Source organism: Kitasatospora sp. NPDC004799 (genome assembly GCF_040609095.1).
Classification (GTDB): domain Bacteria; phylum Actinomycetota; class Actinomycetes; order Streptomycetales; family Streptomycetaceae; genus Kitasatospora.
Map to the genome: position 1 here is coordinate 1 of NZ_JBEXJK010000292.1, position 10,369 is coordinate 10,369.

At 74.0% G+C, this 10,369-nt stretch carries 10 protein-coding genes and 1 pseudogene; 1 reads left to right on the forward strand and 10 read right to left on the reverse strand.

All coding sequences use genetic code 11. The features are described from left to right. The 10 genes and pseudogenes from ABZW03_RS29110 to ABZW03_RS29155 all read right to left on the reverse strand — a co-directional run. Window positions 1-351, reverse strand: a pseudogene (locus tag ABZW03_RS29110) (hypothetical protein); the annotation flags it as partial. Continuing rightward, window positions 348-1,043: an HAD-IA family hydrolase gene (locus ABZW03_RS29115; protein WP_355264565.1), complete on the reverse strand. Its 696-nt coding sequence runs from the start codon at window positions 1,041-1,043 to the stop codon at window positions 348-350. The gene ABZW03_RS29115 and the pseudogene ABZW03_RS29110, both read right to left, overlap by 4 nt. Continuing rightward, window positions 1,040-1,897 carry a TIGR03619 family F420-dependent LLM class oxidoreductase gene (locus ABZW03_RS29120; protein WP_355264568.1) on the reverse strand — a complete coding sequence of 286 codons (858 nt, stop codon included), beginning with the start codon at window positions 1,895-1,897 and terminating at the stop codon, window positions 1,040-1,042. The genes ABZW03_RS29115 and ABZW03_RS29120 overlap by 4 nt, the downstream gene beginning before the upstream one ends. After that, window positions 1,894-2,748: a VOC family protein gene (locus tag ABZW03_RS29125; protein ID WP_355264571.1), complete on the reverse strand. Its 855-nt coding sequence runs from the start codon at window positions 2,746-2,748 to the stop codon at window positions 1,894-1,896. The genes ABZW03_RS29120 and ABZW03_RS29125 overlap by 4 nt, the downstream gene beginning before the upstream one ends. Window positions 2,749-3,162: 414 nt before the next feature. Further along, window positions 3,163-4,062, reverse strand: a complete 900-nt coding sequence (locus tag ABZW03_RS29130; RefSeq protein ID WP_355264573.1) for an NADP-dependent oxidoreductase — start codon at window positions 4,060-4,062, stop codon at window positions 3,163-3,165. Next, window positions 4,059-4,874, reverse strand: coding sequence for an SDR family oxidoreductase (locus ABZW03_RS29135; RefSeq protein ID WP_355264576.1), 816 nt, complete (start codon window positions 4,872-4,874; stop codon window positions 4,059-4,061). Before ABZW03_RS29135 ends, ABZW03_RS29130 begins: the two co-directional genes overlap by 4 nt. After that, on the reverse strand, window positions 4,867-5,859 hold the full coding sequence (locus tag ABZW03_RS29140) for an alcohol dehydrogenase catalytic domain-containing protein (protein WP_355264579.1): 993 nt from the start codon (window positions 5,857-5,859) through the stop codon (window positions 4,867-4,869). Before ABZW03_RS29140 ends, ABZW03_RS29135 begins: the two co-directional genes overlap by 8 nt. Next, a complete protein-coding gene (locus ABZW03_RS29145; protein WP_355264582.1) occupies window positions 5,859-7,082 on the reverse strand; it encodes an MFS transporter in 1,224 nt (407 codons plus the stop codon). Before ABZW03_RS29145 ends, ABZW03_RS29140 begins: the two co-directional genes overlap by 1 nt. Beyond that, window positions 7,079-8,143: a ketoacyl-ACP synthase III family protein gene (locus ABZW03_RS29150; RefSeq protein WP_355264585.1), complete on the reverse strand. Its 1,065-nt coding sequence runs from the start codon at window positions 8,141-8,143 to the stop codon at window positions 7,079-7,081. Before ABZW03_RS29150 ends, ABZW03_RS29145 begins: the two co-directional genes overlap by 4 nt. Then, on the reverse strand, window positions 8,140-9,375 hold the full coding sequence (locus ABZW03_RS29155; RefSeq protein WP_355264588.1) for a sedoheptulose 7-phosphate cyclase: 1,236 nt from the start codon (window positions 9,373-9,375) through the stop codon (window positions 8,140-8,142). The genes ABZW03_RS29150 and ABZW03_RS29155 overlap by 4 nt, the downstream gene beginning before the upstream one ends. 235 nt (window positions 9,376-9,610) lie before the next feature. On the opposite strand from ABZW03_RS29155, the gene ABZW03_RS29160 reads away from it, so the two are divergent. After that, window positions 9,611-10,240 (forward strand): TetR/AcrR family transcriptional regulator, encoded by a 630-nt coding sequence (locus ABZW03_RS29160; protein WP_355264591.1) that lies wholly within the window; start codon window positions 9,611-9,613, stop codon window positions 10,238-10,240. The last annotated feature ends 129 nt before the right edge of the window (window positions 10,241-10,369 follow it).

A 10,369-nucleotide genomic window follows, 5' to 3' on the forward strand; every position in this document is an offset into this window, starting at 1 on the left:
CAGCTCGGCGGCCCGGTCGGGGTCGTCGCCGACCAGCGCGACGCAGCCCTGGCGGTGGACGGCATAGGCCAGGGCCCGGTCGTCGCCGGTGTCCACCGCGGCCCCGCAGGACATCGCCACCCGGGCGTCCGGCGGCACCGCCTCGGCCAGGGTCTCGACCAGCAGGTCGAGGAGTGCGGCCGGGTCCTCGCCGGGCCGGTTGAGGACGCTGGGCGCGGGCAGCCGCAGCGTCTCCCCGGCGCCGGTCCGGATCCGCAGCCAGGTGCCGCCGAGGTCGACGGCGACCTCGGTGCGCACCCGCCCGTCGCGCTCCCCGGCCACCGCCGAGCGGTTCACGGCCGAGGGGCTCACGGCCGTACCCCCGCCGCCGGTTCGGCCTGCGCCCGGGACGGCCGGATCTCCACCCGGATGCCGTCCCGCCGGACGTGCGCCGTGACGGCGGTCAGGTCGTCGACGCGGTACGGGGCCGGCTCGTCGGCCGGGGCGGCGACGGCGACGGCGGTGCCGCCGGAGCGCCGGGCGGCGAGCAGGCCGGGCGCGGAGTCCTCGAAGAGGAGGCAGTCGGCGATGTCCACGCCGAGCAGGCGGGCGGCGGCCAGGAAGCCCTCCGGGTCGGGCTTGCCGGCCCGGACGTCGCCGGCGCAGACGGCCACCTCCGGCAGCGGCAGCCCGGCGGCGGTGAGGCGGCGTTCGGCCATGGTGCGGGAGGCCGAGGTGACCAGGGCCCAGGCGTGCGCGGGCAGGGAGGTGAGCAGCCGGCGGGCGCCCGGGATCTCGGCGACGGCGTCGGCGCCGGCCTCCTCGCGGTCCCGGATCCAGGCGACCTCGGCGGCCAGGGTGGGGCCGTCGGCCGTGGGCAGGCACTCGGCGACGATGTCCTGCGCGGTGCGGCCGGGCAGCGCGGCGAGCACGGTGTCGTGGGGGAGGCGGTTCCGGTCGGCGAACTCCCGCCAGACCCGGTCGATGGAGTCGGCGGAGTCGACCAGGGTGCCGTCCATGTCGAAGAGCAGGGCGCGGGCCGTCACGGCGCCGGGGGCGGTCATCGGATCTCCAGGACGTCGGCGGCGAGCCGGATCAGGTCGAGGTCCTGCTCCCAGCCCCGGCGCAGGCGCTGGTCGCCGGGGTCGGTGTCGAGGATCACGTGGTCGGCACCGCTGTCGCGGAGCAGGGCGATGTCGGCGCGGATCTGGTCGGGCGTGCCGTAGCCGAGCGGCCGGGAGTCCGGGTCGACGGGGGCGGTGGTGGGGAGGAAGAAGATCCTCGGCGCGAACTGCTTGCCCTCCGCGAGGGCCCGGCCGGCCTGGACGCAGAGCTGCCGGCTGGGGTGGAGCGGGTGCCAGGCGGTGCCGACGCGGTTGACCCGCTCCAGCGCCCGCGGCCCGTTGCCGCCGATCCACAGCGGCGGGTGCGGGGTCTGGACGGGCCGGGGCGCGGTGTGCACCCGGTGGCCGCCGTAGTCGACGGTGTCGGAGGTCCAGGCCTCGACCAGGACGTCCAGGGTCCGGTCGGTGAGCGCGCCGCGCCGGTGGAAGTCCACGCCCAGGACGTTGAAGGCGCGCGGGGCCCAGCCGACGCCGACGCCCACGACCAGGCGGCCGCCGCTGAGCTGGTCGATGGTGGCGGTGGCCCGGGCGAGCGCGACGGGGTGGCGGTGCGAGGCGATCAGCACGCCCGCGCCGAGCCGGACGCGCTCGGTCTGCCCGGCCAGCCAGGAGAGGGTGGCGAGGCTCTCGTAGAACGGGGCGGGCGAGCGCCGGTGGGCGTCGTCGGTGAGCGCGAGGTGGTCGGAGACCAGGACGGTGTCGAAGCCCAGCCGCTCGGCCTCGCGGGTCCAGGTGAGCATGCCCTCGGGCGTCATCTGGCGCCCGAAGTTGGGCAGGTTGATGCCGAATTTCACCCGGTCACCGGCCGGGGGAGGGTGAGCCCGAAGGGGGCGTGGTGGGCCGTGGCGGCGGGCTGCGGCGCGGCGTGGAGTTCGAGCAGGTTGCCGCCGATCCGGTCCAGCGGGCGCGGCGGCAGCTGGCCGGGGATCCCGTGTTCGAAGAGTTCGAGGTTGACGGCGTCGTCGACGACGACCATGGCCATCGCCGAGGTGCCCTCGACGTCGAGGTCGAACTGGCGGCGCATGAAGTCCCGGCCGGCGGCGATCTCGGTGCGCAGCACGACCCGGGCCCGGTGGTGGGCGACCAGGTGGTCGATGGTGGCGTCGAGGCTTCGGACGCTGTACCCGGAGTGGTCCAGGCCGAGCAGGGTCGGCAGGGCGGCGTCGTCGGCCGGCCGCTGGTCGTGGTGGAGCCGCTCGGCCGTCGTGTCGGCGTACCCGGGGACCTCGGGCCACTGCTGCAGCTCGAACAGGGTGCCCCACGGGGAGCGGAAGTAGATCCAGCGGTTCCCGCGGATCGGGCCCTCGGGGATGGTGATGATGTCGCCGAGGACGTCGACGCCGGGGAGCTTCTCCAGGTGGGTGGCGGCCGCCTCGATGTCGCCGACCCGCAGGCAGAGGTGGTTGGTGCCGATGTCGACCAGGCGGGGCGGTGCCTCGGGAGCGCCGCCGGGCGCCGTGGGGACGAGCCGCACCTCGACGCCGGCGGAGAACGCGAGGGTGGCGGCCCCGCCGTCCCGGCTCGCGGTGGAGGGCCCGGTCAGGTCCGCGAGGAAGGCGGTGGCCTGCGCGACGTCGGGCACCGCCACCGTGATGCGGTGGGCCGGTGAGCGGGTGTCCGGGGCGGTGCCCGGGGTGGTGGTCATCTGATACCTCCGAGGAACCCCCGGGTTCAGCCGGGGGTGGGGGTGCCCCCGCTTGCGGGGGAGGATCGGACGCCCTGCGGAGCAGGTCAGGAGTCGGTGTTTCGCCGTCAAGGCGGACCACCGGCGCCACTACTGACAGTCAGGGCATGTGAACGGGTGGTAAGCTTCGTGGTGCCCGGTCGGCGATAGCCAAGCTGCCGGGTCTACCGCTGGGCTGGCGGGACGTCAGGTCTGTGGAGCTTATGTAAGACCGATGGGCGGCACACCGTCCCTCCGCTGGTAACCCCAGGTCGGCTGTCGGCTGTGAAGCAGAAAGCCCAACCCGCGAGGGTTGGAATCCCCCTCGGTCACGAGGGGGAGGAAGTCAAGCGGTGGTTCCTTCGGGGAGTGGGGCGGGGTGCGGGTGCGGGTGGGTCACGGCAGGAGCAGGACCTTGCCCCGCAGGCCGCCGGCGCCGAAGTCCTGGTGGGCCCGGGCGGCGTCGGCGAGCGGGTAGCGGCGGCCGGTCGGCACCGTGAGGCGGCCGGCGGTGATCAGGTCGCTCAGGGTCTGGAGCTGGTCGCCGTTCTCGTCGACGTAGCTCTTGCGGGGGGTGATGCCCCGCTCGGGCGCCGGCTGGGGGTTGTCGTCGATGGCGACGAACTGGCCGCCGTCGGCGACCGCGCGGATCGCGGCGGCCACGCCCGCGGTGTCGACGACGCCCTGGTGGGTGGCGGCGGGCAGGTCCTCCGGCCGGGTGTGGACGGCGCCGACGCCGAGCGCCCGCAGGCCGTCGGCGTCGCCGCTCCGGGCCAGGGCGTCGACCGGGTGCCCGGCGGCGAGCAGCAGCTGGACGGCGATCCGGCCGACCGCGCCGGCGGCCCCGGTGACCAGCACCGGAGCGCCCGCCGGCAGCGTGAGCTTGGCCAGGGTCTGGACGGCGGTGAGCCCGGCCAGCGGGAGCGCGGCGGACTCCTCCAGCGCCACGCCGAGCGGGGCGCGGGCGAACAGCCGGGCGTCGGCGACGACCTGCTCGGCGTAGGTGCCGTAGCGGTGGGCCGGCTGGGCGACCATGCCGACGACCTGTTCGCCGACGGTGAACCGGGTGACCTCGGCGCCGGTCTCGGCGACGACGCCGGAGACGTCCCAGCCGGGGACGGCCGGGTAGGTCAGGTTCATGGTCAGGAAGCCGGAGCGGGTCTTGAGGTCGACCGGGTTCACGGCGGCGGCGGTGACGAGGACGCGGATGTCCTGCGGTCCGACGGGCAGGTCGGGCACCTCGCCGAGGGCCAGGACGTCCGGGTCGCCGGTGTGGTGGAAGGTGACGGCTTTCATGCGGGTGGGTTCTCCCTCGGGGGAACGGTGGTGAAGGCGTGGCGCGCGTTGGCCTCCGCCGCGGTCAGGGCGAGCCCGCCGTCGGCGAGGAGCGAGGCGCCGGTGACGTAGCCGGAGCCGGGCCCGACGAGGTACGCGATCAGCGAGGCGATCTCCTCGGCCCCGGCCGGGCGGCCCAGCGGGATGTCGGGGCGGGAGATCTCCCGGTAGCTGGACTCGTCGTGGACGCCGTTCATGGCGGTGGCGGTCTCCCCCGGGGCGACGGAGTTGACCCTGATGCCGTACGGGCCGAACTCCAGGGCGAGCACCTTGGTGACCATGCCCAGGGCGGCCTTGCTGGCGCAGTAGAGGGCGCCGCCGGTGATCGGCACCGTCTCGTGGACGGAGGTGACGTTGACGATGCTGCCCCGGACGCCGGTGCCGATCATGTGGTGGCCCACCGCGGAGGCGAGCGCCATGGGGGCGAGGGTGTTGACCGCGAACACCTCGTCCGCCCGCTTCAGGTCCAGGGCGTCGGCCGCGCTGCGGTCGTTGATGCCGGCGTTGTTGACCAGGGCGTCGATCCGCCCGGCCCGCTCGACGGCGGCCAGGCAGCTGTCGACGGCGGCCTGCGGGTCGCGCAGGTCGGCCCGGACCGGGACGACCTCGGCGCCGGTGCCGCTGCGCAGTTCCTCGGCGACCCGCAGGACCCGGTCCTCGCCGCTGGCGTAGCCGAGGAGCAGCCGGTGGCCGGGGCGGGCGAGCGCCCGGGCGGTGGCCCGGCCGATGCCGCTGCTGGCGCCGGTGATCAGGGTGGTGTGGAGGTCAGGCAACGCTCAGCACCACCTTGGGCCTGGTCCGGCCGAGTTGGAGCACCTCGAAGGCGTGGGCGACCTCGTCGAGCGGCACCACCCGGTCGATCAGGCCGGCGCCGAGCTCGTCGACCAGCGCGACGGCGCGGGCGTAGTGGTCGACGCCGTGCCGGACGCCGACGATGCGGATGCCCTCGAGGGCGATCCGGCCGGGTTCGACGGTCTCGGTCTGGGCGGGGACGCCGACCAGGAGGCACAGGCCCCCGGGGCGCAGCCGGTCCAGTGCGGCGTTGAGGGTGCCGGGGGCGCCGGAGCACTCCACGACGATGTCGTAGCCGGAGGGGGCCTCGCCGGTGCGGGTGTACCGGTCGCGGTGGCTGCCGGCCGGCAGGTGGTCGACGGTGCCGGGTTCGGCGATGTCGACGGTCACCGGGTAGCGGGCGAGGACGGCGGCGGCGAGGCTGCCCATGGTGCCCGCGCCGACGACCAGGACCTGGTCGCCGGGCCGGGGGTCGGCCGCGTCGACCGCCTCCAGGATCGTGACCAGCGGTTCGACCAGGACGTGCTCCGGGCGCGGGCGCTCGGTGTCCGGTCCGAACGGGACCAGGGCGTGGCGGGGCATCACCAGGTACTCGGCGGCGGCGCCGGACCAGCCGTACAGGCCGACCTCGCGCAGCTCGGTGCAGAGGTTGCGGTGGCCGGAGGCGCAGGAGCGGCAGGCCTGGCAGGGGATCATGGTGGAGCCGGTGACCACCTCGCCGCGGCGCAGCCCGGTGACGCCCGCGCCGTACTCCTCGACGGTGCCGACCCACTCGTGGCCGAAGCTGTGCGGGAAGGCGGCCCGGCCGTCGGCCAGGTAGGCGGAGGTGCCGTGCAGGATCTCCAGGTCGCTGCCGCACAGCCCGACGTAGGCGATCCGGACCAGGACCTCGCCGGGGCCGGCCTCCGGGCGGACGGTCTCCACCAGGGTCGCGGTGTGCGGCTTGTCGATGACGGCGGCGCGCATCAGTTCCCCCCGCCGACGGCCCGGGAGCGGCGGGTGCCCACGACGAGGGCGAGGACGGCCGCCAGGGCGAGGGCCGCGCCGACGGTGGGCAGCGAGACCAGCGAGCCGCCGGCGGAGAGGGTGAGGGAGCCGATCCAGGCGCCGGCCGCGTTGGCCAGCTGGAAGCCCGCGATGTTGACGGTGGCCGCGAGGTTGGGCGCCTCGCTCGCGGAGGTGATCAGCTTGGAGGCCAGCGGCGGGATGATCGAGAAGCCCGCGGCGCCGAGGACGAACAGCCAGGGCGCGGTGAACCAGGTGCTGGAGCCGAAGGCCGCGAGCAGGCCGAGCGAGACGGCGAGCGCGCCGAGCGCGATCAGCAGGGTGCGGTCGATGGAGCGGTCGGCGAAGTGCCCGCCCAGCTGGTTGCCGACCACCGAGCCGATGCCGAAGACGAACAGCAGCACGGTGACGGTGTCGGCCGAGAAGCCGGTGTAGTCCCGCAGGAAGGGCGCGATGTAGGTGAAGACCACGAACAGCGCGGCCTGGGCGAGGGCGGTCAGGGTGAGCGCGGCCCACACCGAGGGGCGGGTGAAGACGGTGAGTTCGGCGGAGATCGACCCGGCCGGGCGGGCGGGGGCGCGCCGGGTGACGGCCACCAGCCCGACGGTCGCCAGGGTCTGGAAGACCGCGACCACCACGAAGGAGGTGCGCCAGCCGAACTGGCCGCCGATCAGGGTGCCGAGCGGGACGCCGAGCACGGTGGCCAGGTTCAGGCCGAGCGAGACCCGGGCGATCACCCGGCCCTGGAACTCCGGCGGCACCAGCGAGGTGGCGAGGACCAGGCAGAGGGCGAAGAAGGTGGCGTGCGGCAGCGCGGTGACGATCCGGAAGACGACCAGCAGCGGGAAGCTGTTCGCCAGCGCGGTGCCGAGGGTGCCCACGACGAAGACCGCCATGGAGCCGATGATCAGCGGGGTGCGCGGTACCCGGGTGGTGACGATGGTGAGCAGCGGGCCGCCGATCATCACGGTGACCGCGTAGACGGTCACCAGCAGGCCGGCGGTGGCGTCGGACACCTTGACGTCGCTCGCGATGTCCGGCAGGACGCCGGCCACGAGGTACTCGACGGTGCCGACGCCGAAGACGGCGAGCAGCATCCAGAGCACCGCGGCGTTGGCGTTCGCCGACAGCGAGGGCGCCGCCGGTGTGGCGGGCTGGGTCTCGGTCCTGATGGTGTCGCTCAACGGACACCTCCGTTCGTCTGGTCCTTCTCGGCGGCGCGGGTGGGCGCGCCGGTGTACTCCACGACCGCGCAGCCCCAGGTGAACCCGACGCCGATCCCGGTGAGCAGCACCCGGTCGCCCGGGGTGAGGGTGCCGGAGCGGCGCAGCAGGTCGAGGCCGATGACCGGGTCGGCGGCGCCGGTGTGCCCGATCTCCCAGCCGCGGTGGGCGAGGGTCTGGGTGGCGTCGATCTTCAGCGGGACGAAGCACTGCTTGCGCAGCAGGACCCGGCCGAAGTTCGGCACCAGCCAGTGGGCGATGTCGGAGTGGTTCACGCCGGCGTCGGCCAGCGCGGTCTCGGCGCAGCGGGACAGGGCGGCGGCGTTCCTGGTCCAGAACTCGTCGGTGCCGCGCTCCTCGATGAACACGGCGGTGCGCTCGGGCAGGTTGAGCGGGGCGCCGGCGGCGTACTGCGGCATCGTCATCGGGGCGTCGCCCCGGTGCATCCGCTCCAGCAGCGGGTCGGTGACCACGGAGGTGGACAGCACCCGGAACGGGCCGCCGTCGAAGCCGAGCACCAGGGCGCCCGCGCCGTCGCCGTAGACCACGCCGCTGTCGGAGGCCCAGCGGTCGAAGAGCGGCAGCTGCCAGGCGTCGGAGGCGGTGACCATGCCCTTGCCGGAGCCGGCGCACCAGCGGCCGACGAGCTCCATGCCGACGACGGCGCCCGCGCAGGCGGTGCGTATCTCGATCGGCAGGCAGTCCTCGATGCCGAGCTCGGCCTGCAGGTAGGCGCCGCAGTTCCAGGCCTCCAGGCCGTTGTGCAGCACCACCGCGTGGACCAGGAGGTCGATGTCGGCGGGGTCGGCGCCGGCGTCCGCGAGCGCGGCTCGGCCGGCGGTCACCGCCATCTCGGGGGAGGTCTCGCCGCGTTCGGGGCGGGCCACGACGACCGACACCTGGCCGGTCTTCTGGTGCTCGATCTCGTCGTACCGGCCGGCGGCCACCATCTCGGCGGCGAACTCACGCTCCTCGGGCAGGTAGGAGCCGAAACCCTCGATGTAGAGGTTGTCCCACTTCACGCGGCCTCACCGGCCCCGACCAGTCCGGCGGTGCGCCCGGTCCGGCGTGCGGCGTCGAGCTCCTCGAGCGCGACGGCCAGCTCCTCGGGGGTGACGTCGTTGACGAAGCGGTGGTGCCCGATGCCGACCGGGAGCGGCAGCCGCTGCTGCCCGTCGCGGTGGCGCACCGTGTCGGCGAGGGCGCCGTCCAGGATGCCGGGGCGGCTCAGGACGTCGGTCCACAGCGGCAGCCCCAGCCGGCCCATCAGGGCCAGGACTCGCTCGGCCTGCTGCTCGGTGACGTCGCCGCGCAGCCGGCCCATCACGGTGGTGAGCGCCATGTCGATGCCGACCGCCTCACCGTGCAGCAGCTCCGGCAGCGCCTCCATCTCGATGGTGGGGCTGAAGGTGTGGCCGTAGTCGACGCACCGCTCCAGGCACTGTTCCCACAGGTTGGGCTGGAGCTCCTCCAGCATCAGGTGGATGGCCTCGGCGACGACCCGGCGGGCCGCGGTCTCCAGGACGGGGGTGCTGCCCTGGAAGCGGTCCTCGATCAGCAGCGGCCCGAAGTCCTCGAGGAGGTCGAAGAGCTCCGACGACTTGATCAGTGCCATCTTGAGGATCTCGGCCAGCCCGTTGGAGAGGTGGCGGGCGTCGAGGGTGTCCAGGAAGGAGCGGTCCACGAAGGTGGCCACCGGCGGCGCGTAGGTGCCGAGCCGGTTCTTGCCGTGGCCGTAGTTGACCCCGGTCTTCACGCCGACCCCGGCGTCGACCAGGCCCACCAGCGTGGTGGGTATCCGGACGTAGGGGGTGCCGCGCCGGTACAGGCTGGCGGCGAGTCCGACGACGTCGAGGAGGACGCCGCCGCCGATCGCGATCACGGGCTCGCGCCTGCGGTCGATGCCGAAGTCGTTCATCGCGTCGACCACGGCGGTGACGGCGTCCCAGCGCTTGACGGTCTCGTCGGCGCGCAGGGGGAGGAGGGTGACGGCGATGCCGTGGTGGTCGAAGTAGCGCGCGATGCGCTCCCCGTGGAGTTCCTGCACGGTGGAGTCGATCACGACGAGGCGCCGGTCGTCGGCGCGCAGCGGGGCGTCGTCGCACCCGTCGAGCAGCAGGGTGCTGTCGGGCTCGAATAAGCCGGAGGCCTCGACGACGTGGTACCGGACCTGTTTGACGGCCTCCACCGTCCAGGACGGGGCGGTGGAGTGCCGACGGGTCAGACCGTCGGTGAAGGAGGCGGTGACAGGCATGTGCGCAGTCCTCGGTGGTCGGGGATTGGTGCATCACGGTCGACGTTCAAGTCGCCGATCAGCCTTGGTATATGACGGAACGTCACACCTTTTGGGCGTGTCGGTTCCGATCACCGGCTGGGCGATACTAACATTCGTGTAGCGCTCGCTACATGAATTGCGTGTTTCACTGGTGTTAAGCCGTCCTCAGACGTGCCTCCGGCGGGGTGCGCCACCGACGACATGGGAGCCATCGATGGCAGGTGTACGCGGCCAGGGCCGTAAGTTCGATCTCGAGGACATCCTGGAAAAAGCGATGTTCGTCTTCTGGCGGCACGGCTACGACGGCGCCTCGGTGTCCACCCTCACCAAGGAGATGGGGATCGGCGCCCCCAGCCTCTACGCCGCCTTCGGCAGCAAGGAGGGCCTGTTCCTCGCCGTCGTCGAGCACTACAACAACGGCTGGGGCGGCTTCATGCAGCGCGCCTTCGAGGAGGAGGAGCACGCCCACGACCTGATCCGCCGCCTGCTGTACGAGGCGGCCGAGGTCTACGCCCACGCCGACTGCCCCGGCGGCTGCCTGATCATCGGCTCCGCCACCCGGGTCTCCGAGGCCGGCCAGCCGGTCGCCGAGCGCCTGCGCGAGATGCGCAACGCCAACATCGACCGCCTGGCGGACCGGATCGGGGCCGACGTCGAGGCGGGCGTCCTGCCGGCCGGTGTGGACGCGCGCGCGGTCGCCGAGTTCACCGGGGCGATCGTCCAGGGCATGTCGCACCGGGCCCGCGACGGCGCGACGGTCGCGACGCTGCGCACGGTCGCGGAGCAGGCCTGGGAGGCGGCGCGCGTCCTGCTGGGCGGCACCCGGGCCGACCCGGCTTCCTGAGCCCCCGGCACGTGGCCCGGGCGCGGGGGGCGCGCCCCGGCCCCCCGCCCCCCCCGGGGGGGGGTGGGGGGGGGGAAAAAAAACAAACAATATATGTTTTTTTTGCGGGGGGTGGCCCGCGGGAGGCCC

What these genes read in the sequence shown, in the direction of transcription:
- ABZW03_RS29115 (WP_355264565.1), bottom strand. Translation starts at nt 1,043, where the DNA reads ATGACCGCCCCCGGCGCCGTGACGGCCCGCGCCCTGCTCTTCGACATG.
- ABZW03_RS29125 (WP_355264571.1), bottom strand. Translation starts at nt 2,748, where the DNA reads ATGACCACCACCCCGGGCACCGCCCCGGACACCCGCTCACCGGCCCAC.
- ABZW03_RS29130 (WP_355264573.1), bottom strand. Translation starts at nt 4,062, where the DNA reads ATGAAAGCCGTCACCTTCCACCACACCGGCGACCCGGACGTCCTGGCC.
- ABZW03_RS29140 (WP_355264579.1), bottom strand. Translation starts at nt 5,859, where the DNA reads ATGCGCGCCGCCGTCATCGACAAGCCGCACACCGCGACCCTGGTGGAG.
- ABZW03_RS29155 (WP_355264588.1), bottom strand. Translation starts at nt 9,375, where the DNA reads ATGCCTGTCACCGCCTCCTTCACCGACGGTCTGACCCGTCGGCACTCC.
- ABZW03_RS29160 (WP_355264591.1), top strand. Translation starts at nt 9,611, where the DNA reads ATGGCAGGTGTACGCGGCCAGGGCCGTAAGTTCGATCTCGAGGACATC.